The organism is Bradyrhizobium australiense, from assembly GCF_013114825.1.
Classification (GTDB): Bacteria; Pseudomonadota; Alphaproteobacteria; order Rhizobiales; family Xanthobacteraceae; genus Bradyrhizobium; species Bradyrhizobium australiense.
Genome location: NZ_JAAVLX010000001.1, coordinates 610,049 through 634,310, shown reverse-complemented (window position 1 = coordinate 634,310; position 24,262 = coordinate 610,049). Strand labels below are relative to the sequence as shown.

Below are 24,262 nucleotides of genomic sequence, written 5' to 3'. Positions count from 1 at the left end.
TATGGCGGTTTGGGTAGTCATCGGGGGGCGCAATCGGGTAGCTTTCCTGCACGACAGACCGGGGCACAGCCATGGAGATGCATCAGGTTCGCTACTTCCTTGCGGTCGCGCGCGTGCTCAATTTCACGCGCGCCGCCGACGAGTGCAACGTCACGCAACCATCGCTGACGCGGGCCATTAAGCAGCTGGAGGCCGAACTCGGCGGAGATCTGTTTCGCCGTGAGCGCCCGGCTGCGCAATTGACCGAACTCGGCCAGCGCATGCACCCGCTGCTCAAGCAATGCTATGAGGCGGCGACTGGGGCGCGCGAACTTGCCTCATCCTTCAAGAGCGGCGAAGTCGGCGCGCTCCGGATCGCATTGACCCATTCCGTCGATCTGTCGCTGTTGATTCCGCATCTCGACCAGATCAAGCGGATGTTCAATCGTCTGGAGTTTCGCTTCTTGCGCGGCAACGCCCGCGAAGTCGCGGAATATCTCAAGAAGGGCGAAGCTGAACTCGGCATTGCCGCCGAAATCAGCGAGGAGTGGGACCGGCTCGACACCTGGCCGCTGTTTACCGAAAACTTTCAGCTCGTCGTCAACAAAAATCATCCGCTGGCGTCGCGCGATACGATCGATTTCGGCGATCTTCGCGCCGAACAATTGCTGTCGCGGAACTACTGCGAACATGCGGCGCGGGTGAACTCTTCGCTTCGCGAACATGGCCTCGACGTCGATCGTAGCCACGAGATCGCATCCGAGCGCGATTTGATCGAACTGTTGGAGGCCAATATCGGCATCGCCGTGGTGCCCGATACAGCGTCGATCCCGCCGACGCTGCAGCGCGCCAGCGTCGAAGGGCTGGATGCGCGGCGAACGGTGAATCTTTACGGCGTGGCGGGGCGTGAACGGACTGCCGTGGCATCCGCCGTGATGCGGATGCTGCGCGGCGCCAACTGGCAGCAATTCATTGACAGGAATGGAACTCCCTAAGAACTCCGCCGGAATCTGCCCCAATCGGCTCCCCTCGCTTTCCGCCGCATTTCCGCTGGTTATCGGCCCCTTTTAATCGGGGACGAGCGCACCACATAGGGGAACGTGGCTGGGAATTGGAGGGACCGATGAGACCTCATCCGCGCCCGAACCGCAAAGATTGGGAACAGATCGCCGAGGATTTGCAGGAGACTGCGGATAGGCTTCCGCCCGGTGACGACAAGGAAGCCGCCGAACGCAAGGCGTTGCAAATGAGGAAGGCAGTCGAAATCAGAAATTGGCTGACTTCCCCAGGCATGCAACCACCCCGCTGATGCGGTGCTCCGCCCGCCAGAATCGGGGTGAATGCCTGCTCGATAAAGAGCGACCCCGCCATTTGAAGTCGCAAAAGCCGAAAAATGACGGGGCGTTCGGGGTATTTCGCCTTCTATGAAGGCTTCCTGCTCCGGGCAGGCAAAACCTTCGAGGCGTGATCACGTCCCGGGCTTCTTCAAGATTTTTGGTCCTCGGCGCTTTTTTCTTCCCTGAAAATTTTCCACCGGTTCCACCTCCGTGAAGGTTTGCATTCGGTCGGCGAGCCTCCGGTTGTGTTCGGCAGCGATCCCTTCGCGCGTCTTGCACGCTTGGGGTAATTCACGGAACTGCTTTCCCTTCCCGGAATTTCCGTAGTTGAGGCAAGGTCGCCATGACCGAACGCCGGCGTCGTCGAGCTTGCGGACGTCGGCTCGCCCGGCAACGTATGGGACCTGCGCCAGGCGCTGCCCCCGAAGCTGCGCCAAGTTCGGTTTCGATCAAGGGAGATCAACCATGCCGCAGATCCACGCCGACAGACAAGCCGTTACCCAGATCACGATCGTCGAGTCGGAGCCCGAGAAGCAGGCGGAGGCGTTGTCAGTCATGACCGAGCGCGCCCGCTTCATGGCGCGTCAGCCGGGGTTCATTTCGATCAGCCTGCATCGCAGTCTGGATGGACGCCGTATCGTCAACTATGTGCAATGGCAGAACAGCGAGATGCTGCGATCGGCCCATCAATCGCCGGAGTTTCGCAGGCAGTGGGGCCACTTTGACGAAATCACGAGCGAGATCGATCCACATCTCTATGAAGTTTCGGCAGTCATCGACGGGGGAGCTAAATAACGCAGCTCCGTCCCTACACGCATCACCGCTTTCGATGGGGAACGGGTGCAGGTGTACCATAACAGAGCCGATCCAGTGATGCTGAAATCAGCGACCGCGACGAATGTCAGGACCGGCGAGGTAATCCGAACGCGATTGCGGCCTGGCTGAACCAGTGGGAACAATCTGATGCAGGGCTCTCGACCTTTGATCACGCCCTCCGGGAGGGGAATCCTGGATCCCGGGACCGGAGCTCCCATAAGTGACGACTACTTTCTTGCCGGATTGAACGATGAGCTCAGCGATAAAGGCTTCTTCGTTACCGCCGCCGATGATTTGATCACGTGGGCCCGCAGCGGATCGTTGATGTGGATGACATTTGGCCTCGCTTGCTGCGCGATCGAAATGATGCAAATGGCGATGCCCCGCTACGACGCCGAGCGGTTTGGATTTGCGCCGCGTGCCAGTCCACGGCAGTCGGATGTGATGATCGTGGCCGGTACACTGTGCAACAAGATGGCCCCTGCGCTGCGCAAGGTTTATGACCAGATGCCCGAACCCCGATATGTGATTTCGATGGGTTCGTGCGCCAATGGCGGCGGCTATTACCACTATTCATACTCCGTCGTGCGTGGCTGCGACCGCATCGTTCCGGTCGATATCTACGTTCCGGGCTGCCCGCCGACTGCCGAAGCGCTGCTGTATGGCGTGCTGTTGCTGCAGCAGAAGATTCGGCGTTCAGGCACCATCGAACGCTGACGTCGAACGCCCGGAAAACGGGAACCTTGCCGGAACTTCGCGCGAAAATGCTCTGGGCGCGATCCGCAAGCCGGCGAGCGGATTTCTGCTATCGCTCTTCGCTTGCACGCTTCAGCGCGGCGATCAGGTCGTCGATCTCCATGCGCTTGCGGAAATCGGGATCGACGAAGCGGGCTTTTACCAATCCATCACGGCCAACCACGAAGGTGGCCGGGATCGGCAGCACCCAGCCGTCATTGCCTTGGAAACCCGCCATGTCCTGGTAGGAAAGCAGCCGCTGGATTTCAGCGCCGAGCCAGATCGCAAGATTGAGCGACAGCGCGTAGCCGTTGTCGAGATCGGTCAACACCGGGAACGGCGCGTTGGCGTCGGATTTGAATTTCTCGGCATAGGCCTGCGTCTCCGGCATGATCGCAACCGTCTGCGCACCCAATGCCCTGATCCGGTCCTGGGCCTGGATCACCGCCCGCACATTCAGCCGGCAATAGGGGCACCAATGGCCGCGGTAGAACATCACCGCGACGGGTCCCTGCTCGAGCAGCGATTTCAGGCTGACCAGCCGGCCGGTCTCGTCTGGCAACAGGAACGGCGGCATCATCTCGCCCGGTCTCGGCGCGTTCTCGCCGCCGCCGTTCTCATTGAGCCGCGCCACCAGCCGGTCGACCGCTTCGCCATAGGCCGGAAAGATCTCCCGTCCCGCCGCGGCATAGGCCTCGAGCTGCTCGCGCAAGGTACCTTCCATGTCGCGGCATTGCTGGAACGCCTCCTTGAGGCGTTCGGCGTTGACTGGCGATAGCGTTGTCGTCATGGCTTGCTCCGGCATCTCCGTATTATTTTCCGGCCCGGGCCGCCGCGCAAGGGCGGCTCGAGCGCTGACAGCGCTCCCGCTTCAGGGCAGATAGAAATTGCCGGTCGGGTCGAGCATGCCAGAGGTCGAGTAGAGCTGGCCCTTGTCCATGAAGAACACGGTGTTATCAGGCACCTTCTTGGCGTTCTTCATCATCGCGTCATGATTCTTTGGCGTCGCCGCCATGGCCATCGCCGACATCTTCCCGGGGCCGGCATACATGTAGGCCATGCCCGGATTGAATTCCCAGGGAACTTGCGAGAAGGCCGTAGTGGCAATGGCGGCAAATGCCGCAGCGGCAATCAGGGTCTTGGAAAAGCTTTTCATGGGGGATTCCTCTGGATGGTGGTGACGCCCGCCAATCGGGCGCTGTCCCATCAGAGGACCGCCTGAGCTGAATGAGAAATGCCGTTTCACAATCGGTTCGATAGCCGCGACGTATTGAGAGATGGCCAATAGCGAAGCGCTATCGACTTCAGAGCGAATGCGCATTTCATATCGGCCGGCTGAGCCTTCATCCTGTCGTCGAAGGCATGCGCCCATCAACAGGAGATTTCCGATGATAGCTCATTTGACGAACCGCGTTGCAAATTTCTGCGCTTTGCTGCTTCTGGCCTTGCTGGTCCTGTCCGTCGTCTCGGCGGCACGGGCCGACGGCGACGATGGCATCGTTCGCGTCAAGAGCGCGGTGCCGATGGCGGAGGCGATCAGCCGCATCAAGGCCGACATCGCTGCGAAGGGCATCAAGTTTTTCAGCGAGATCGACCAGTCGAAACTCGCGGCCGACGCCGGCATCAAGCTGCGTCCCTCGACGTTATTGGTGTTCGGCAATCCGCCGCTCGGGACGCAGTTCATCACATCGAACCCGAACGCCGGGCTCGACTGGCCGGTCCGGCTGTTGCTGACGAAGGACGACAATGGCGACGTCTGGGCAGTCTGGACCGATTTCAGTTGGATCGCCAGGCGCCACAAGATCAGGGATCGTGTCGCGCAGTTCGAAATGGCTACCAAAGTGGTGAGCTCGATCACCTCGACCATCACGACCAAGTAACGGTGACGGCCTGCTTGCCGTTAGCGTCAGGCGTTGCCAACAGAGGATTTAGTTCGATGACACCGGAGAAATTTGACGTGGTCATTCTCGGCGGCGGCAATGCCGGCATCGGCGTCACCGGACCGGTCAGGCGCGCCGGCATGTCGGTCGCAATGATCGAGGCCGATCTGCTCGGCGGCACCTGCCCGAACCGGGGCTGCACGCCGAAGAAGGTGCTGGTTGCAGCCGGTCACGCGCTGCATGAGATCGAACGCGCATCCATTCATCACATTGGCGTCTGCAAGCCGAAACTCGACTGGGCGGCGCTGATCGACCGCGAGAAGAACATGATCAAGGACATCCCCGCCAATCTCACCCGCGCGATGGCGAGGCGCCATGTCGAGGTCATCAAGGGCCATGCCGCCTTTGCAAGTCCGAATGCCATCCGGGTCGGAGACCGCGAACTCGAGGCCCGGCACATCGTGATCGCGACGGGATCGAAGCCGCGGCCGCTACCCATTCCGGGAGCCGAACTGATGATCACCTCGGACGAAATGCTGAGCGAGCGCGAACTGCCCGGCTCGGTAATCTTCGTCGGTGGCGGCGTCATCGCGCTGGAATTCGGCCACATTTATGCCCGCTCCGGCGCTGCAGTCACGGTTCTCGAAGCGCTGCCGCAATTATTGCCCGCCATGGATGCCGAGGCCGTCGCGCGTCTGCAGGCAGAGAGCGAACGCATCGGCATGCGCGCCAGGACCTCTGTGAGCGTCAAACGAATTGAAAAGGCGAACGGCCGACTGCGCATCGTCTTCAGCCATGACGGCGCCGAGCATGCGGCCGAGGCTGACCGTATCGTCAACGGCGCGGGACGCGTCGCCAACGTCGATACACTGGATCTCGCCGCGGGCCAGGTCGAGCACGCCAATGGTCGCGTCGCGATCGACAGACATTTGCGCTCGATCTCTAACCCCAGTGTCTCCGTTTGCGGCGATGCCGTTCCGACTTCGCCGCAACTGTCGCCAATCGCGACCTATGAGGGTGACATTGTCGGCCGCAACATCGTCGAAGGCCCAAAATACACCCCGGACTACGCCAGCATGGCGACATCTGTCTACACGGTGCCGCCGCTCGCCTCGGTCGGTCTGACGGAGACCGCCGCGCGGCAGACGGGGTTTGCGATCGACGTCCACGTCAACGACATGCTCGACTGGTTCTCCGCGAAAACCTATGCCGAAACCGTGGCGTGGTCGAAAGTAATCGTCGATCGGGCCACGGACCGCATCCTTGGTGCTCATTTCGTCGGGCATTCGGGGCAGGAACTGGTGAACATCTTCGGATTGGCGATGCGGTTCGGCATCACGGCCACCCAGATCCGGGACAATGTCTACGCCTATCCGACGTTCTCCTCCGACATCAAACACATGCTCGGCCACGGTTAGCCGCATAGCGCCGAGCTATCGAGTCAAAAGCTAACCGGCATTTCCTCTCGTGTGCAATTTCCGTGATTGTCGTGACGTAGCCGGCCGGACCATTCGAGGCCAAGGCAAGACACAAACAGAGGAGACCAACGACATGTCCATATCCAACGTCACGTCACACACGGTTTGGCAGGGCCTCGCCCTTGCCGGCATCATCGCAGGTTCGGTCGCGACCGCCTCAAGCGCCGTGGCGGGCGAATGCCCGGCCGGCAAGATGCAGGCGAACGTCCGCCCGATGGTCGACCACAAGCCGGTCGGCGTCACCGACGTCACGCTCGGCTCGATCAACCTCGAGAAGCAGCCGGCCAATATCAGGGATCGCGAGCTGCGTTTCCGCAAGCTGACCATCGAGCCCGGCGGCGTCGTGCCCTGGCACAGCCATGACGACCGGCCTGCGCTGATCTACATCCAGCAGGGCGAGATCGTCGAATACGCCAGCAACTGCTCGGAGCCGATCGTGCACAAGGCCGGCGAGATCAGGCCGGAAGTCGCCGGCACCTCGCACTGGTGGAAGAATCTCGGCAAGGAGACCGTCATTCTCTATGTCGGCGACGTTCGCAAGGATCCGCACGATCACAACATGTAAGGAGCTGTAACGAGCGCCACCGACGTCTCATTGCTGGATGTGACGGCCTGGGAGTCCCCGTGTCGCCCCACATGCCCGGGGCCGTCACATCCTCTTTCTTCAAGAGCATTAAGAAGCGCCATGACCGACACGACCGCGCAAATGAAATCGGAAGCGACGGAAATGCACGGTCAGTCACCCGGCATGGTCCTGCGATCTCTCGTTATTGGTCTCACGGCCTTCCTGACGGTGGTCGATCTGTTCGCGACACAGGCGATTCTTCCCTCGCTGACCCGGCACTACAATGTAACGCCGGCCGCCATGGGTATTGCGGTCAATGCCAGCACCATCGGTATGGCCGTCGCCGGCCTCGTTGTCGGCTTCCTGAGCCCACACATCGATCGCCGGCTCGGCATTCTCGTCAGCCTGGTCGTGCTCGCAGTCCCCACCGCGTTGCTGGCGATCGCGCCTGATCTCACGACGTTTACGGTGCTTCGCATCGCCCAGGGCCTCTGCATGGCCTCAGCGTTCGCGTTGACGCTGGCCTATCTCGGCGAGCAATGCAGTTCGATGGATGCAGGCGGCGCGTTCGCGGCCTATATCACCGGCAACGTCGCAAGCAATCTGATCGGCCGGCTGGTGTCGGCCGCGGTGGTCGACACGCTCGGGCTGGCCTCGAACTTCTATTTCTTCGCGCTGCTCAATCTCGCCGGTGCCGTGCTGGTTTACTTCACCATCCATCGGGCCAAGCCGATGCATGCGATGCACGCTGCGCGATCGCCGTTCGCGGCAACAATCGAGCATTGGAGTGACCCAGCGCTGCGTTCGGCCTTCGCCATCGGCTTCTGCATCCTGTTTGCCTTCATCGGCACCTTCACCTTCGTCAATTTCGTGCTCGTGCGGGAGCCACTGTCGCTCGGGCGGATGGATCTCGGCCTCGTCTATTTCGTTTTCGCACCTTCCGTGGTCACGACACTGTTCGCCGGCAAGGCGGCAGCTCGCTTTGGTGCGCGGCCGGCGATCTGGGGCGCGCTGGCCGTCTCCGCTGTGGGCCTGCCTCTGATGCTGTCTTCGCATCTCCCGGAAGTTCTGACCGGCATGGTGCTGGTGGGCGTCGGCACGTTCTTCGCGCAAGCTTGCGCTACCGGCTTTGTCGGGCTGGCCGCCAGGGACAATCGTGGCATTGCCAGCGGAACCTATCTTGCCTGCTATTTCCTCGGGGGCCTCGTCGGCAGTGCCGTGCTGGGTCAGTTATTCGATCGCTTCGGATGGAGCGCCTGCGTCGCCGGCGTCGGCGCGTCGCTGGCCGTCGCTGCACTTTTGACCACGCGCCTCACGCTTAAGCCTCAATCCGCCGGGTCTCCGGCATGAAGGCCCAGATCATCGTCAAGCCCAGCGCCGCGATCGCTGCAAGCCCGGTAAAGGCGATACTGCTGCCGAAGGTATCGCTGATATAGCCCGCCAACACCGTGCTGAGTGACGCGCCGATGCCGGTCGCAGTGCCGACCACGCCCTGCGCCAGATTGAAGTGGCCGCTGCCATAGGCGACATCGGCCACGATCAGCGGCACCATCACGCTGAGCACGGCCGCGGTAATGCCGTCGAACACCTGCACCAGGACCAGAACATAGGGATCGCGAACGACCGCAAACAGCAAGCCGCGGATCGCCAGCGCGGCGAACGCCAATAGCAGCAGCGGTCGCCTCCCCCAAGCCTGCGCCTTGCGCCCGACCGAGGGTGAGGTCAACGCGACGATCGCTTGAGGTACGATGATGCAGGCCGCGATCAGCACCGGCGCCCATTGAGCCGATCGCGTCGTGACGACGCCGGCCATCAGCGGCAGCATGGCGGCGTTGGCGAGCTGGAACAGCAATACGCCGCCGGCGAAGATCAGCAGCGGGCGCTGCCGAAGAAGATGAAGCACACTGGTCGCTTCCTTGTCAGCAGCCTTGGTATCGCCGTCCTCGCTCAAGGCACCGTGCGCCTGCGCCACGTTGATTTCCTGGCCACGAATCCGGGCAAGCGCCAGCAACGTGGGGATTGCGAGAAGGAAGGTGACGAAGAAGACCGACTGGCTCGACAACAGATAACCGCATGCGCCCATCAGCGCCGCCGCTGAACCATTACCTAGGGACGCGAAACGGGCATTGCGCCCGAGCCGTTCCCCGATCGCAAACGGCCCGACCAGGCCGAGGCTAATCGCGGCGATTGCCGGACCCAGCACGCAGCTTGCAAGCGCATGCAAGACGGCGGCCGCAGTCACTACCGGGAAGATCGGCCATAGCGCGTACGCCAGCGCGGCGCAGCCGATGGTGGCGACCGCGAGCCCCGCCACCAGCCGCTCGGAACGGGCGGCATCGACGACGGCTCCGCCCGGCATCTGCCCGAGCAGGCCGATGATCCCGCCGATCGACAGCACGAAGCCAATCTCGACCTGCGTCCATTTCTGCGTGGTCAGGTAGACCGCGATGAACGGACCGAATCCGGTCTGCACGTCGGCGAGAAAGAAGATGAACCAGTCGAGGCCGCGCTGGCTCTCGCGCGACGGCTTGGGCCGCTCGCTGGGCGCGGGCGGCAGCGGCACAACATTACCGTCGCCGGCGGATCGCCCATGGCGATCGTCGTTCATCGGATCGAGCGACGGGGATGGGCGCGCGATCAGACCGTTTCTCCTTTATTTGTCGAAATCCCACGGCTGTAAGCGGCCGGCCGCACCGAGCACGATGACCGGCGCGTCCTGCTTGTATTCCGGCGCCGCCGTCACCTGTTCCTTGGTCAGCTCGAGCGTGATGCTGTCACTCTTGTTGGCAACACGGCCAAAATGCAGCGCACTCCAGTCGACGACGATCTTTCGGCTGCCGACACCGAGAAAGCCGCCGAAATCGATGACGGCGGCGCGTACAGTGCCCTCGCGGTCCACGATCACATCGACGATGCGTCCCATATTTTCGTTGGCCGGACTGCGGACCTCGCGGCCCAGAATGCCGAGCGCGTCGCGGGCGCCGATCACGGTGACCGACGGCGGAGGCGCCGGCTCCTTTTTCGTGGCATCTTTCGCTGCATCAGCCGGAGCCGCACGGCTTCCCTGCGTTCCAGCATCTTCCGCTGCCGAAACCGGAAGGCTCATCGTTAGCCCGGCGATCAGCGATATGATGACAATACCGGCGCGCATCTGGCCTCCTGAACTGCGAAGACGCATGGATAGCGAATGCACGACCGCTAATGCGTCAATACGATCGACACCTGAATCTGTCCGCGCGTACGCAATACCTCGAGCGACACTTCCTCGCCGTGGCGGCGGACCCTCAAGTCGACGCTGGAAGGGCCAAGCCGCAGATCGCGTAATACCACCTCGTTGAGAAATTCCGGCAAGCGCGGGTCACGGAGACGTATCTCGCCGCGCGTGGCATCGAATTCGAGGCCGAGCGCTGCTTCCAGTAGCGTAAAGGGCGTCGCGCTGGCCCAGGCCTGCGGCGCACAGGCAACGGGATAGAGCACCGGTCCCCGCCGCTTTTCCCGCCGGAATCCGCAGAACAATTCCGGCAGCCTTCGCAAGTCCATGTAGCTTGCGGCGTCGAACAGGCCCTTGAACAGATGCGCCACCGAATGCTTCAGCCCGTAGCGTGCAAAACCGAGCGCGATCAGCGCGTTGTCGTGCGGCCAGATCGACCCATCGTGGTAGGACATCGGGTTGTAGCGAACCTCGCCGTAGGCCACGGTGCGGATACCCCATCCCGAAAAGAACTTCTGGCTCATCAGATCGGCCGCAACGCGGCGGGCGCGATCGGTTCCGACGATGCCGGTGAAGAGAAGCTGGCCGGCATTGGAAGTTCGGACCTTGCACGGCCGCTTGGCGCCATCCAGCGCCAGCGCGTAGGTGCCGAGATCCTCGCACCAGAACGCCTCCTCGAAGCGCTCGGCCAGCAGCAGGGCTTCGGATTCGAGCTTCGCCGCCTGATCAATCTTTCCCAACCGCCGGGCGCAACGGGCCGCCAGCCGCTTGGCGGCGAAGACATAGCCCTGAACTTCCGCCAGCGCGATATAGCCCTCGGCGAGCTGTCCGTCGGCGTGGAAGATCGCGTCATAGGAATCCTTCCAGCCCTGATTGGCAAGCCCCTGCTCGGTGGCGCGCTGGTACTCGATGAAGCCGTCATCATCGGGGTCGCCGGGGCCGTCGATCCAACGCAACGCCGCCTCGACCGCGGGCCACAGTTCGGCCAGCGTTTCCTCGTCGCCGGTGCGCTCGACATAGAGGCCGGCCAGCAGCACGAATAGCGATGTCGAGTCGACGCTGCCGTAATATTGCGCGAACGGCACTTCACGCAGCGCCGCCATCTCGCCGCCGCGCATCTCATGCAGGATCTTGCCGGGCTCGGCGTCGGCGAGCGGATCGACGGCCTTGGCCTGAAAATGAGCCAGCCGCCTCAGCACACCCTTGGCAATGCGCGGATCGACCCACAACATCTGTAGCGCGGTAATCAGCCCGTCGCGGCCGAACGTGGTCGAATACCAGGGAATGCCCGCATAGGGGTATCGGCCCTGCGGTGTATCCGTCATCAGCATGTTGAGATCGGCCATCGCCTGGCACAGCACCTCGTTGAAGATGTTGTTCGACGTCTCGATGCTGGCTGCGCCGACCGTCGACCGTCGCATCTCGCGGCGATGCGCCAGCAGCCCGCGATAGAACGGTACCGGCTTCTGCATGGCCGGCTTGTTGCAGGATACCGCAACAAACAATGCGATCACTTGCCTGGGCGCCAGCTCGAAATGATAGGTTGCCGAATTGACGGCGAGCCGCGTCGGCCGCGGCTCGAAATGCAACGCCGTAATGCGGGTCTGACCGTCGAGCCCGCTGTACTCCAGCACGACGTCGGCAGGGCCGAGCAACCGGCTGGACCCTACTCCCCGGCGCGACCGGCGCTCGCCGCGCACCTCGAACAAGTCGGCGAAATCATTATCGAACAGCAGCGTCAGGTCGAAGCTCGCCGGCCGGTCGCCGTGATTTTGCAGAGCGATGCGCTGGTAGGCCGTGCCGCGCCACAGGAAAATCGAGCGCACGATGTGCAGCGTGTCCTTCTGCAGCGCCAGCCTGCCGTTACGGTACACGTCGGAATTAGTGAGGTCGACGGTCAGCGCGGAATTGTCGTCGCGCAGATTGGAGCCGAGCAACAGCGGCTGGACTTCGTCGAGCACCATCTCCAGCCGGGCGAGATAACGCGTATCAGCGTTGAACAGACCGTCGGGCCCGCCGGCGGAGGCGCCGATATCACCGTGGCTGTCCAGCACGATAAAGGTATCATCATGCTTGAGCGAGCAGCGCGGCCGCGTCGCCGGGCCCGTCATCGGAATGTAGAACGGCGACTCCGCGACGTGATCGGCAGCCTGAATGGTGATCAGTTGGGTGACTTCGGCTGTCATTTTGACCCCTCAAGCGATCTTCTTGCGTTGTGATGGACGCATTGGGACGCAAACGCTACTGCAGCAGATCAGGCCGCGTGGGTGGCGAGGCGGCCCAGTTCGCGCGCAACCAATTCGCGGTAAGGGCCCCTTCCCTGCAGGAGAATATCCGGCGGTCCGTCTTCGATGATCCGCCCACCCTGTAATACCACCACGCGATCAAAATTGCGCAAGGTGGCGAGACGGTGGGCAATTGCAATCACGGTGCGTCCTCGCATCAACCGTGTCAATGCCTCGCGGATCGCCTCTTCGGACTCGCTGTCGAGCGCAGCGGTTGCTTCGTCCAGCAACAGGATCGGCGCGTCTTTCAAGAAGGCGCGCGCGATGGCGATCCGCTGCCGCTGCCCGCCGGAGACCTTGATGCCGCGATCGCCGACCATCGTTGCCATGCCTTCGGGGAGATTCTCGATGAAATCGCAACGCGCCGCGATCGCCGCGCGCAGCACCTCGTCGTCGGTCGCGTTCGGACGTCCATAGCGGATGTTTTCCATGATCGAGCGGTGGAACAGCGAGATGTCCTGTGGCACGACCGAGATCGCCTCGCGCAGGCTTTGCTGCGTCACCCGCGAGATGTCCTGGCCGTCGATGGTGATGCTGCCGTGCTGGATGTCATAGAACCGCTGCAGCAAGATGAACAGGCTGGATTTTCCGCCGCCGGAATGGCCGACCAATCCGACCCGCTGTCCCGGCTGAATGCGCAAGGAGAACTTCTCGAACACCTGAACGCCGCCGGGATAGTGGAACGAGACGTTGTTGAAGCCGACGGCGGCGCCGCTGCGGATCAGCGGCTCGGCCTCGGGATGGTCCTTCAATTCGTGCGGCAGCAGCAAAGTGGCGATCGCTTCCGTCAGGCGGGCGACATGCTGGGTCACGTCGACCAGCGCCACCGCAAGATCGCGCGTCGCGCTCAGGATCGAGAGCCCGAGCGTACAGACCAGCACGACGTCGCCAGTGGTCGCTGTGCCCTGCTGCCACAGCGTAATGACCCATGCCAGCAGCGCGATCGTCAGTACGATGGTCACAACGGCGTGAAGCAAACGCAGCTTCTCCAGATAGCGGAGGCTGCGTCCACGAGCGTCGAGTTCCCGCTCGACGGTGGCGTCGAAGCGGTCGTGTTCGTAGCTGAGGCCGCAGAACGCACGCACCAGCGGAAGATTGCTGATGACGTCGACCATCTCGCCGTCCACCGCCGCCGCTTTGTCGGCGAAGTCGTCGTGCAGCGGCTTGCCTGCCGCGGCGAGGTGAAACATCGCCATCAGCATGATACCTGCGATGACGATCAGGCCTGCGGACATCGCCAGGCTGACGGTTCCTATCAGCAGGATCGCGGAGACGGTCGCGATGCAGGGCGGCAACACGTTCCAGACGAACATGTTCTCAACGGTGAAGACGGCGTTGGACGTCGCGGTGATACGGCTGGTCAGCATGCCCGGTAGCCGATCGGAGAAGTAGCTGGGGGCGTGGCCGGTAAGATGGCGGAACATGTCGCGACGAAGATCGCCGGTGACTCCCACGAAAGTGAAGCTCGCCGTCCAGCTCGCGACCCGCCACAACAGATTGTCCGCCGCGATCAGCGACATGAGAAAACCGAATGCCAGCCATACGCTACTCGCGTGCGACGAACCGGCCGTCAGACTGTCGACCAGATTCTTCACGCCATATTGCGTGCCCACGGAGCAGGCAACTGCTGCAACGACAGCAGACACGATGACCACATGGGCCGTGCGGCGCCGGCGCAGATAGCGCAAGACAAATGGAAACGGCCGCCGCACATATCCTGAAAGATTGTCCATGTCGTCTGCAAACCTGTTGAGAGTGAAAGGGAATCCCTAACGCGTATCGCGCACGAGGTCGTGAACGGTGCCGCTTCGGGTTTGCGGGGGCGTGGCCATCACCGCGCAACAATTCTGCAGCATCAAGTCGCCTTCAATCTGTTGGTGTCAGATGGCATCAGCAAGACGGTCGTGTGGAAGAACCAAGATACGCCGATGATTGGAACTTCGCAGATGCAAGAACGTTCCAGCTTCCGGCACGCCGGTGCCGATCTGCGGGCTGAGGGCTTTATCCAACCAACATTCGAAACAGGAGACGAAAGATGCGCATCGCGCAGGTCGCCCCGCTGACGGAGGCTGTTCCCCCCAAACTGTACGGCGGCACCGAGCGGGTGGTGCACTGGCTGACCGAAGAACTGGTAGCGTTAGGACATGAAGTCACCTTGTTCGCCAGCGGGGATTCCCGCACTTCGGCGAAACTCGATGCGACGTGGCCGAAGGCGTTACGCCTCGACGGCTCGGTACGCGACCCCAACGCGCTGCACATGGTGATGCTGGAGCGCGTGCGGCAGAAATGCGACGATGAAGAGTTCGATTTTCTACACTTTCATCTCGACTACTATCCGTTCTCGCTGTTCTACCGGCAGCCCACGCCGTTCCTGACCACCCTGCACGGCAGGCTCGATCTGCCGGAGCATCAGCCGGTATTCAATACCTTCTCCAAGGTCCCGGTGATCTCGATCTCCAACGCGCAGCGCCGGCCGGTGCCGCAGGCCAATTGGGTGCGCACCATTCACCACGGGCTGCCGGAAAATTTGCTGACACCCCAGCCCGTGCAGCCATCCTATCTGGCCGTGCTCGGACGGATCGCACCGGAAAAGGGCGTGGATCGCGCCATCCGCATCGCTACACGATGCGGCATTCCGCTCAAGATCGCAGCCAAGGTCGATCGGGCCGACCAGGACTATTACGACGAGTTGATCTCACCGCTCATTAAGGCCAATCCGCTGGTGGAATATATCGGCGAGATCAGCGATCGCGAAAAATCCGACTTTCTTAGCGGCGCGATCGGCCTGTTAGTGCCGATCGACTGGCCGGAGCCGTTCGGCCTCGTCATGATCGAAGCCATGGCCTGCGGTACGCCGGTCCTCGCCTATAACCGGGGTTCAGTTCCGGAGATCATCGATGCCGGGCTTACCGGCTTTGTCGTGGAAGATGAAACCAGCGCGGTCGCCGTGGTCGACCGTCTTGCCGCGCTCGACCGCGCTGCCATCCGCAAACAGTTCGAAGCCCGCTTCACGGCGCGCCGCATGGCGCTCGACTACCTTGCTGCATATCGCGGCCTGATGGAGGAAGAGCCGCGGATCAAGCTCGTCAGCAGCGCGGAGTAATTGCTGTAGCACCTTCCCTCGTCGTCGCAAGACGACCGTAGGGTGGGCAAAGCAGAGCGTGCCCACCATCGCATGGATCCGGACGGATGGTGGGCACGGCGCTCACGCGCCTTTGCCCATCCTACAAGATCGCGACAACGTCAGCTCGCCATCGTCCGTTTCGGCTCGACGATCTCGAACATCCGCGGGAATTCGTCCATCAGCATCATCAGCTCGCCGAACCGCACCGGATTGCCGCTAACCTCGATCTTTCCGCTTCCGACCGCTTCGGGAAACGTCGTCAGCTTGGCAATCACTTCGTCGAGCACGCCGCGCGGCAGCGTGAAGCTGGCGTCGGCATCGGCGGCTTGCCCGCCGGCGACATAGGTAAGTGCGCAGTTTTCCAGATGGAGAATAAAGCTCTCCTTGGTGTCGGTGAAATGCCAGTTCAGCACAACCCGCTTGCCTTCGGCTTTCGGACCGTTGAGGCGCACGCCGAGCACGTCCCAGAGCTGTTCGGTGCGGAGCGCAGCGAGCGTTTCAAGCGGCATCGCGGCGCGCGGCGGCGTCTTCGGCATGCTCTGGCGCAATTCCTGCGCGCCAAACAGATAGGCATTGCGCCAGGTCGAACTTTCAGAGGCATAGCCGAGCTGTTCGAACGTATCGGCGAGCAACGCGCGCGCCGCCTGGTTGTCGGGATCGGCGAACACCAAATGGCTCACCGCCTGCGCGACGAAGCGGAATTCGCCCTTGGCAAAATCCTCTCGTGCGCGCGCCAGGACTGCGTCCGCACCGCCCATATACTCGACATACTTCTTGCCCGACTCGACCGGCGGCAACGGATCGAGATTGACGGGATTGGCGTCGTACCAGCCGAGATACTTTTGGTAGATCGCTTTCACGTTGTGCCTGATGTGGCCGTAATAGCCACGGCCATGCCAGGCGCCCTCAAGGCTCGCCGGCAGGCGGATGGTTTCGGCGATTTCAGCTGCGGTCAGCCCGTGATTCATCAACCGGATGGTCTGGTCATGCGCGAATTTATAGAGGTCGCGCTGCTGGCGGATCATGGTGTCGATCCGCTCCTGACCCCAGACCGGCCAATGGTGCTGGCCGCACATCGCATCCGCCTTGCCGCCCCACATCTGCAGCGCCTCGCCGAGATATTTTGACCAAGCCAGTGCGTCGCGTACGTCGGCGCCGCGGAACGGCAGCAGGTTGTGAAAATTATGCGTGCAGTTTTCCGCAAGATTGAGAAGCTTGTAACGCGGTATGAAGAAATGCATCTCTGCCGGCGCTTCGCTGTTCGGCGCCATCTGGAATTCGAATTCGACCCCATCGATGGTACGCCTGTCGCCAGTCGCCATGATCAGGTCGGTTGGACGGACGAGTGCGACCGCCCCCGCCGCCATAGTCTTGCCCAGCCCGCAATCGACCTGTCCGCGCACGCCTTTCGCAAGGAACGGACCGAACTGATATTGCGCCCGCCGCAGCATGGCAGGACCGGCGATGATGTTTTCCGAAACCGCGTGCTCCATGAACAGATTGGGCGCGATGATCGGCACGTTGCCGCCGCTAGGCGTTGCATCGTCGAGTACGCCCCGCGCGCCGCCCCAATGGTCGGTGTGGGTATGGGTGAAGATCACGGCTGCAACCGGCCGCTTGCCCCGGTGCTGGAAGTAGAGCTCCATCGCTGCCCGCGCTCCCTCGATCGAGGTCAACGTATCCACCACGATCACGCCGCTGTCGCCCTCGATCAGCGTCATGTTGGCGATGTCGAGCCCGCGCACCTGGTAGACGCCGGACACCACCTCGAACAGGCCGTGATGCATGTTGAGCCGCGACTGCCGCCACAGGCTGGGATCGACCGTCGGCGGCGCTGCTTCCGCGGACAGGAAGCCGTAGGGCTCCAGGCTCCAGACCACCCGGCCCTGAGGCGAGACAATCTTCGCATTCTCGATCGTGCCGAGGAAGCCGCGCGCGGCGTCGTCGAAATCGCGCGTGTCGCAGAACGGCAGCGCCTTCAGCGTTGCCGCATGCTGTGCGATGACCGGCGCGGAAGCTTCCTTCGGGGATTCCCTCGACAGTTCGATCGTGGCTGGTTGGCTCATTGTTGTGTGCTCCCTTATGCAGAAGAAACAGAAGGTCGAAATTCGAACAGCGTCAGCGAAACTGCAGCCCCTCGAACTGGCGGCTGTCGTGCCAGGCGTCGATATGTGCCTGCGAGCTGGACATCGACGCAAGAGCGCGGAAGAAATTGACCGTGGGAAGCACTACTACCGCTGGATCTATCGTACCGTGCTCGCGGATTGGCGCGAGCTCGAAGGAATCTTCCGCAAGCGCAATATCGTGCCAATCACACCGGCTTGGCATCTGCGCGTCCCGATCGCTCAAACCTGCGACCCATGGGTGCAGCTTGACCCAGCGCAGCAGCAAGTCCTCAAACGGCACCACCGTCATTGCGAAGAGCGTAGCGGGGAAGCAATCGATCTTTCGGCAAGCGGCAGCATGGATTGCTTCGCTTCGCTCGCAATGACGGCTGAGACACCTACCCTATTTCTTCACCTTGCTGGCATCCATCTTGACCGACGTATCCAGCATCTTGGTCGAGAACGCGGTATTCACGTCAAACGGCTTTTCCATGCCGAGATAGGTGTGCACCAGCTCGTAGTCCTTCTTCATCCGCTCGGCGTCGATCCAGCCCAATGCCTTGGTCGTGGTGAATTCGTCCGTCATCAGGAACTTGATGCGCTCCCACTGGCGCTGCTGGTTCTCCTTGTCGAGACCTGAGGCCTGGTCGAGCAGCGCCTTGAGGCAAGGCGCGACGTCGGCGACGCAGGCGGCGTAGGCCTTCTGGCTGACCTTGACGAACTCCTCGACCAGCTTCGGGTTCTTTTGCAGATAGGCACCGTTGACGATCAGCGAATTGCCGTAAGGGTTCAGCCCGATATCCTTCCAATTGACGTAGCCGAGATCGGCGCCGAATTCGATCACCTTGAGATCGTGCTCGTTGTAGAAATCGCTGATGATATCGACGGTGTGGCTCTTCAATGCCGCGATCTTGGCAGTCGGGCCGACATTGACGAAATTCACAGAGTCAGGCGCGATGCCCACCGCCTTGGCAAAGGCCGGCCACATCACCCGCGACGCATCGCCCGGCGGATTGCCAATCTTGTGGTTCGGAAAGTCTTTCGGCCCATTCACGCCGTAGCTCTTCAGCCAGTAAAAGGTCTGTCCGGTATTGGCGTAGATGCTCATCAGCGCCACCACGTCGGCGCCCTTGCTCTTGGCCACCAGTGCGGTCGCGAGATCGGCGATGCCGAACGGGGAGCCGCCGGAGCCGACCTTCAGCGAGGACACGCCTGAGCCCTTGCCGACCTCAATTGTCAGGTCGATGCCGGCCTTCTCGTACCAGCCCTGCGATTTGGCGTAGTAGAACGGCGAATGATCGGCGGTCGGGGTCCAGTTAAGGATCAGGTTGACGGACTCGGCGGCCGCACAGGGAATGGCCGGCACCGCAACCGCAAGCGCAAGTCCCGCAATTCGCAAAGCCTTCATTGCATCCTCCTCGTTCTGCAACCGATCTTGTCGTAGCTCTTCTGTGACGCTACCAATGCAACAAGGGACCTGACGACTTGTCAACTATTTGGTTGGAAATGCCTAAAAAACGTTCTGACGATACCAGGCCGCAGCGGCGCAATCCGGCCGCGACCCGCAAGAAACTGCTGACCGCGGCACGACGCGAATTCGCCAGCAGCGGGCTCGCCGGCGCCCGAGTCGACGAGATCGCCGCGCGCGCGGGCGTCAACAAGCAGCTCGTCTATCATTATTTCGGCGACAAGGACGCGCTGTATCTGGCGGTGCTGGAATGGGTCTATGAGGAGATCCGCGCCCAGGAGCGCAAGCTCAATCTCGAGGGACTGCCGCCTGAACAGGCGATCAAGAAGCTGATCGAAAGTTCCTTTGACCACCTCGCCGCCCATCCGGACTTCATCGTCCTGCTGAACGACGAAAACCGCGGCGGCGCCCGGCACGTCCGTGGCTCGCGAAAACTGGAAGCTATGCATTCGCCGCTGGTCAGCCTGGTTTCGACCATTCTCGGCGAGGGCGTGAAGGCCGGCATATTCCGTAAAGGTATTAACCCCGTGCACCTCTATATCTCGATTGCCGGGCTGAGCTATTTCTACTTTTCGAACACGCCTACCCTGTCGGCGATCTTCGGCAAGGACCTTTCGAGCCGGGCCGCGCGGCAGGCCCGTCGCAGGCATGTGGTCGATCTGGTGCTGCATTCGCTGCGGCCCTAATCAACCAGATGGTTGATTACTGAGAGAGGCCGCGGTAGATTGGCGCCGCGCGGCGGGGGAACCGGCCGCGCATCCAAAGGGAGTGCGCGGTGTCCAGCGGTGACGGCGGATCGGCACGGTCTTTCGCGATCATCCTGATCGTGCATCTGGCTGTGATCGTGCTCTGGCAGGTTCTAGTCGACGCCTTCCAGGTGCCAAAATTCATTCTGCCCTCGCCACTTGCGACCGTCGCGACACTGGGTTCGCCCAGCTATGCCTGGCTGTCCAACCTCGCGGTGACGGCTGCCGAAATTCTCGGCGGGTTCTGCCTCGGCGCGCTGGTCGGCATCATGCTGGCCGTGCTGTTCACCTGGTCGCCGCTGGTCAGCCTGTTGCTGCTGCCGCTGTTTGTGACACTGAACATGATCCCGAAGGTGGCGCTCGGCCCGCTGTTTATCGTCTGGTTCTCTTACGGGATATTCCCGAACATTCTGATCGCATTTTCCATTTGTTTCTTTCCGATCCTGCTCACCACCGCCCGCGGACTAAGCGAGGTCGAGCCTGATCTGCTGGACCTCGTGAAGTCGCTGCGCGGTTCGCGCTGGACGCTGTTCCGGAAAATCCAGTTGCCGGGCGCGCTGCCTTATGTCTTTTCCGGAATGAAGGTCGGGGCCATCCTGGCGGTGGCCGGTGCGATCGTCGGTGAGTTCATCGCCTCCGAGCACGGGCTCGGTTATCTCATGATCCAGGTGCAGGCCTCCCTCGATACGCCGGCGATGATGATGGCGGTGGTGCTGCTGACCTTGCTGGGCGTAGCGCTCTACGGCCTCGTGCTCAGCCTCGAACGGATGTTCGTCGTCCGGGACATCCGGCTGCAATAAGACAGGGAATGAACATGCTGCTGACGCGCGAAAACCTGCCGCAGACGATCGCCGATATCGCCGCGCTCGACGAGCTATTGTGCCGCCCGAGTCAGGCGTTAATCGACGATTTGCGCAAGGTCGACGGCGACATCATGATTTTAGGTGTTGCCGGCAAAATGGGGCCGACGCTGGCCGGCCTTGCAAAAGCGGCCGCGCCGGAGCGCCGCGTGATCGGCGTGGCCCGCTTCAGCGATCCCGCCGTCAAGGGCTGGCTGCAGGCGCGCGGCGTCGAGACCATCCATTGCGATCTGCTCGACGAGGCCGCCATCAAGGCGCTGCCGAAGATTCCGAATATCGTCTTCATGGCAGGTCGCAAGTTCGGCGCCGAGGGCGACCTCTCGCTGACCTGGGCGATGAATTCGCACGTCCCCGCCCTGGTCGCGCAGGCCTTTGCGACCTCGCGGATCGTCGCGTTCTCGACCGGCTGCGTCTATCCGTTCGTGCCGGTCTCCGGCAGAGGTTCGGCTGAGGACATGGCGCCCAACCCGCCTGGCGAATACGCTCAATCCTGCGTCGGGCGGGAGCGAATATTCGAGTATTTCTCACGCAAGCATGGAACGCCCGGACGGCTGTTTCGGCTGAATTACGCAATCGATATGCGCTACGGCGTGCTGCACGATATCGCGAGCAAGGTGCTGCAGAGCAAGCCGATCGACGTCAGCCTCGGCCATGTCAATTTCATCTGGCAGGGCGACGCTTCTTCACAAGCGCTGCGCTGCCTCGCACATTGCGAGACGCCGACCTCACCGATCAATGTCAGCGGCCATGAAATCCTGGCGGTGCGCGATCTCGCCGCGAAATTCGGCCAGCGCTTCGGTCGCGCGCCCGTGATTGTCGGCAAGGAAGAGCCGACGGCATGGCTCACCGACACGTCGCAGGCCGTGAAATTGTTTGGCCTGCCGATCGTCGATACCGAGCAGCTCATCAGTTGGACCGCCGATTGGGTCTCGCGTTCGATGCCGAGCCTCGGCAAGCCCACCAAATACGAGGTGCGCGATGGCCGCTATTGAGCCCATCGACATCGTCGAGCTCGGTGTCAGCGATGCGCCGGCGGGGTTGGTGCTGTCGACCGAAGCCGGCTGGAACCAGAACGAAGCCGACTGGCGCTTTTTCCTGAGCAAGGGCGCCGTGTTCGGCGCGCGTGACGGCGACCGCTTGGTGGCGACAGCCGCGCTGCTGCCGTACTCGGCGGGAAATGCCTGGATCAGCATGGTTCTGGTGACCGCACACTTCCGTCGCCGCGGTCTTGCGACCAGGCTCGTCGACGCCTGCCTGGAAGCGGCCGCGCGGCGCGGGCTCACAAGCTGGCTTGATGCTACGCCCGCTGGCGCGATCATCTACGGTCCGCTCGGCTTCACGCCGACACTGCAATTGCGGCGGCTGCGCTTGGAAGAGCCGCAAGGCACCACAGCGACAAGGCCGCTAATTGCTGGCAACCTCGACGCCTTGGCCGCGCGCGATAGCAGCGCCATGGGATTTGTCCGCAGCACATTGCTGTCGGAATTTGCTGCGCGCCCGGGTTCTCGCATCGTGTCGGATGCTCGAGCCATGGCCCTCGTCCGCGATGGGCGCACCGCCCGGCATATCGGTCCGCTGCTGGCCGATCGCGCCGATCAAGCGCTGGCGCTGGTGGACGCCATCATCGGCTCCGAGACCGGACCTTGGCTGATCGACGCCGTCCATTCTCAGGAAGAGTTTCTGCACGGGCTTGTCAAGTCAGGCTGGGCTATCGAGCGGCCGTTTCAGCGAATGCGCTTTGGCTCCGCGACCGCCTCGCCCGCGCAACCGCCGTTCGCCGTCGCCGGCCCGGAATTCGGATAGGAACAGCCGCCATGCATCATAGCGAAATCAAGGCCGAGGTTCGAAAGCTGATCGCCGACGGCACCGTGCTGCCGGCGCATCCGCTCGCGCTCGACGCCAACCGCGCACTCGATGTCAGGCATCAACGCGCTCTGACGCGCTACTATCTCGATGCCGGCGCTGGAGGCCTCGCCGTCGGCGTCCACACCACGCAATTCGCGATCCGCGATGTTGGCCTGTACCGGCCGGTGCTGGAGTTGGCAGCGGAGACCGCCGCGTCATGGACTAAGCGGCCGGTTGCGATGGTCGCAGGCCTCGCAGGTCCGACCCAACAAGCCATTGCGGAAGCCCAGACTGCACGCAGCATCGGCTACCACGCCGGCCTGCTCAGCCTCGCTGCAATGAAATCGGCTTCCGAGGACGAGATCATCGCGCATTGCGAAGCGGTGGCGCGCGAGATCCCGTTGATCGGTTTTTATCTGCAGCCGGCGGTCGGCGGCGTCATCCTCAGTGCCGATTTCTGGCGCCGCTTCGCGGCCATTGACAACGTGATCGCCATCAAGATCGCGCCGTTCAACCGCTATCGGACGCTGGACGTTCTGCGCGGAGTGGCGGCGGCCAACGCACTCGACCGTGTCGCGCTCTATACCGGCAACGACGATCACATCCTGCTGGACCTCACGCTGCCCTTCGACCTGCGCGACAAGGGCGTCGCCACGCGAGCGTACTTCAAAGGCGGCCTGCTCGGGCACTGGTCGGTGTGGACCGCGAGCGCGATCAAGCAGTTTGAGATGTGCAAGGCGGCGCGCGGCAAGGACACCGTGCCGGCCGACTTGCTGGCGCTCGACGCGCGTGTCACCGATTGCAACAGCGCGTTCTTCGACGTCGCCAACAATTTTCACGGCTGCATCGCCGGCTGCCATGAAATCCTGCGGCGGCAGGGATTGATGCAGGGTCTCTGGTGCCTCGATCCCGCCGAAGGGCTGAGCCCGGGCCAGATGCGGGAGATCGACCGTGTCTGCCGCGAGCATGCCGATCTCTCCGATGACGCCTTCGTGAAGGCGAACCTGCAGAAATGGCTGGCATGACGGCGGAGGAGCCCTTCATCAGCCTGCGCAACGTCCGCAAGGTCTACCGGTCCAAAGGCGCGGAATTCCTCGCCGTCTCCGACGTCACCATGGACGTGAAAGAGGGCGAACTGGTTTCGCTGGTCGGCCCGTCCGGCTGCGGCAAGACCACCGTGCTGAAGATTCTGGCCGGATTGCACGAGGCCGACGGCGGCACGATCAAAATCGGCAACGCAATGACGGCGTTCGATCCGGCGCGCGATATCGGCATGGTGTTCCAGCAGGCCTTGCTGCTCAAATGGCGAACCATTCTCGACAATGTACTGCTGCCGGCCGAAATCGTCGGCCTGCCGATGAGGGCCGCGCGGAGGCGCGCCCGCGATCTGCTCGACCTGGTCGGCCTCGCCGGCTCTGAAGACAAATATCCGCAGCAATTGTCCGGCGGCATGCAGCAGCGCACGGCGATTGCCCGCGCCTTCATCCACGATCCCAAGCTGATCCTAATGGACGAGCCGTTCGGCGCGCTCGATGCGCTTACCCGCGAGCAGATGAACCTCGAAATGCTGCGGATCTGGCGCGAAAGCGGCAAGACCATCCTGTTCGTGACCCACTCGATCCAGGAAGCGGTGTTCCTCGCCTCGCATTGTGCCGTGCTCACCGCAGGACCAGCGCGAATGGCTGACTATTTCCCGATCGAGCTGCCGTTCCCGCGGGCACTGCCGATCAAGACCACCGACGAATTCGGCGCCTATGCGCGGCGGATTTATGCGCGGCTGGGGCTGAGCCCGAGCGCTTAAGCCGACGGGTTTCCTCCAAAGTCCGCA

23 protein-coding genes are annotated in these 24,262 nt (G+C 62.4%); 14 read left to right on the top strand and 9 right to left on the bottom strand.

Translation table 11 applies throughout. The features are described from left to right. Positions 1-71: 71 nt before the first annotated feature. The 3 genes from HCN58_RS02880 (at position 72) to HCN58_RS02870 (ending at position 2,849) form a co-directional block, all read left to right on the top strand. On the top strand, positions 72-974 hold the full coding sequence (locus tag HCN58_RS02880; protein WP_171577841.1) for a LysR family transcriptional regulator: 903 nt from the start codon (positions 72-74) through the stop codon (positions 972-974). Positions 975-1,781: 807 nt separating this feature from the next. Continuing rightward, a complete protein-coding gene (locus HCN58_RS02875; RefSeq protein WP_171577840.1) occupies positions 1,782-2,111 on the top strand; it encodes an antibiotic biosynthesis monooxygenase family protein in 330 nt (109 codons plus the stop codon). 168 nt (positions 2,112-2,279) lie between these two features. After that, a complete protein-coding gene (locus HCN58_RS02870; protein WP_171577839.1) occupies positions 2,280-2,849 on the top strand; it encodes a NuoB/complex I 20 kDa subunit family protein in 570 nt (189 codons plus the stop codon). An 88-nt stretch (positions 2,850-2,937) separates the two neighbouring features. On the opposite strand, the gene HCN58_RS02865 is transcribed toward HCN58_RS02870, so the two are convergent. After that, entirely contained in the window at positions 2,938-3,657 is a 720-nt protein-coding gene (locus tag HCN58_RS02865) for a peroxiredoxin-like family protein (RefSeq protein ID WP_235983310.1), read from the bottom strand. Between the two features lie 81 nt (positions 3,658-3,738). Next, positions 3,739-4,023 (bottom strand): hypothetical protein, encoded by a 285-nt coding sequence (locus HCN58_RS02860; RefSeq protein WP_171577837.1) that lies wholly within the window; start codon positions 4,021-4,023, stop codon positions 3,739-3,741. A 232-nt stretch (positions 4,024-4,255) separates the two neighbouring features. On the opposite strand from HCN58_RS02860, the gene HCN58_RS02855 reads away from it, so the two are divergent. The 4 genes from HCN58_RS02855 to HCN58_RS02840 all read left to right on the top strand — a co-directional run bounded on the left by HCN58_RS02855 (position 4,256) and on the right by HCN58_RS02840 (position 8,140). Next, a complete protein-coding gene (locus HCN58_RS02855; protein ID WP_171577836.1) occupies positions 4,256-4,747 on the top strand; it encodes a DUF302 domain-containing protein in 492 nt (163 codons plus the stop codon). Between the two features lie 56 nt (positions 4,748-4,803). After that, positions 4,804-6,165, top strand: a complete 1,362-nt coding sequence (locus HCN58_RS02850) for a dihydrolipoyl dehydrogenase family protein (protein WP_171577835.1) — start codon at positions 4,804-4,806, stop codon at positions 6,163-6,165. A gap of 133 nt (positions 6,166-6,298) precedes the next feature. Then, positions 6,299-6,790 (top strand): cupin domain-containing protein, encoded by a 492-nt coding sequence (locus HCN58_RS02845; RefSeq protein WP_171577834.1) that lies wholly within the window; start codon positions 6,299-6,301, stop codon positions 6,788-6,790. 120 nt (positions 6,791-6,910) lie between these two features. Next, entirely contained in the window at positions 6,911-8,140 is a 1,230-nt protein-coding gene (locus HCN58_RS02840) for an MFS transporter (protein WP_171577833.1), read from the top strand. Here HCN58_RS02840 and HCN58_RS02835 read toward each other — a convergent pair. From HCN58_RS02835 to HCN58_RS02820, 4 genes are all read right to left on the bottom strand, one after another. Next, a complete protein-coding gene (locus HCN58_RS02835; RefSeq protein ID WP_171577832.1) occupies positions 8,109-9,398 on the bottom strand; it encodes an MFS transporter in 1,290 nt (429 codons plus the stop codon). The two genes, HCN58_RS02840 and HCN58_RS02835, sit on opposite strands and share 32 nt — an antisense overlap. A gap of 45 nt (positions 9,399-9,443) precedes the next feature. Further along, entirely contained in the window at positions 9,444-9,941 is a 498-nt protein-coding gene (locus HCN58_RS02830; RefSeq protein WP_171577831.1) for a PRC-barrel domain-containing protein, read from the bottom strand. A gap of 47 nt (positions 9,942-9,988) precedes the next feature. Beyond that, the gene (locus HCN58_RS02825; protein ID WP_171577830.1) at positions 9,989-12,187 is read right to left on the bottom strand and encodes an amylo-alpha-1,6-glucosidase; all 2,199 of its coding nucleotides are present in this window, start codon (positions 12,185-12,187) and stop codon (positions 9,989-9,991) included. Positions 12,188-12,255: 68 nt separating this feature from the next. Next, complete coding sequence (locus HCN58_RS02820; RefSeq protein WP_171577829.1) at positions 12,256-14,019, bottom strand: ABC transporter ATP-binding protein; 1,764 nt, start codon at positions 14,017-14,019, stop codon at positions 12,256-12,258. Between the two features lie 302 nt (positions 14,020-14,321). On the opposite strand from HCN58_RS02820, the gene HCN58_RS02815 reads away from it, so the two are divergent. Then, positions 14,322-15,389, top strand: a complete 1,068-nt coding sequence (locus HCN58_RS02815; protein WP_171577828.1) for a glycosyltransferase family 4 protein — start codon at positions 14,322-14,324, stop codon at positions 15,387-15,389. Between the two features lie 140 nt (positions 15,390-15,529). On the opposite strand, the gene HCN58_RS02810 is transcribed toward HCN58_RS02815, so the two are convergent. From HCN58_RS02810 to HCN58_RS02800, 3 genes are all read right to left on the bottom strand, one after another. Continuing rightward, entirely contained in the window at positions 15,530-17,476 is a 1,947-nt protein-coding gene (locus HCN58_RS02810; RefSeq protein ID WP_171577827.1) for an alkyl/aryl-sulfatase, read from the bottom strand. 52 nt (positions 17,477-17,528) lie between these two features. Then, a complete protein-coding gene (locus tag HCN58_RS02805; protein ID WP_171577826.1) occupies positions 17,529-17,825 on the bottom strand; it encodes a hypothetical protein in 297 nt (98 codons plus the stop codon). Between the two features lie 93 nt (positions 17,826-17,918). After that, on the bottom strand, positions 17,919-18,923 hold the full coding sequence (locus tag HCN58_RS02800; RefSeq protein ID WP_171577825.1) for an ABC transporter substrate-binding protein: 1,005 nt from the start codon (positions 18,921-18,923) through the stop codon (positions 17,919-17,921). 98 nt (positions 18,924-19,021) lie between these two features. On the opposite strand from HCN58_RS02800, the gene HCN58_RS02795 reads away from it, so the two are divergent. From HCN58_RS02795 to HCN58_RS02770, 6 genes are all read left to right on the top strand, one after another. Next, positions 19,022-19,669, top strand: coding sequence for a TetR/AcrR family transcriptional regulator (locus HCN58_RS02795; RefSeq protein ID WP_171577824.1), 648 nt, complete (start codon positions 19,022-19,024; stop codon positions 19,667-19,669). Positions 19,670-19,758: 89 nt separating this feature from the next. Then, on the top strand, positions 19,759-20,529 hold the full coding sequence (locus HCN58_RS02790) for an ABC transporter permease (RefSeq protein WP_171577823.1): 771 nt from the start codon (positions 19,759-19,761) through the stop codon (positions 20,527-20,529). A 14-nt stretch (positions 20,530-20,543) separates the two neighbouring features. Beyond that, entirely contained in the window at positions 20,544-21,581 is a 1,038-nt protein-coding gene (locus HCN58_RS02785) for an NAD-dependent epimerase/dehydratase family protein (RefSeq protein WP_171577822.1), read from the top strand. Then, positions 21,568-22,392, top strand: coding sequence for a GNAT family N-acetyltransferase (locus tag HCN58_RS02780; RefSeq protein WP_171577821.1), 825 nt, complete (start codon positions 21,568-21,570; stop codon positions 22,390-22,392). The genes HCN58_RS02785 and HCN58_RS02780 overlap by 14 nt, the downstream gene beginning before the upstream one ends. An 11-nt stretch (positions 22,393-22,403) precedes the next feature. Further along, on the top strand, positions 22,404-23,459 hold the full coding sequence (locus HCN58_RS02775) for a dihydrodipicolinate synthase family protein (RefSeq protein ID WP_171577820.1): 1,056 nt from the start codon (positions 22,404-22,406) through the stop codon (positions 23,457-23,459). After that, on the top strand, positions 23,447-24,235 hold the full coding sequence (locus tag HCN58_RS02770; RefSeq protein ID WP_171577819.1) for an ABC transporter ATP-binding protein: 789 nt from the start codon (positions 23,447-23,449) through the stop codon (positions 24,233-24,235). The genes HCN58_RS02775 and HCN58_RS02770 overlap by 13 nt, the downstream gene beginning before the upstream one ends. Positions 24,236-24,262 lie beyond the last annotated feature (27 nt).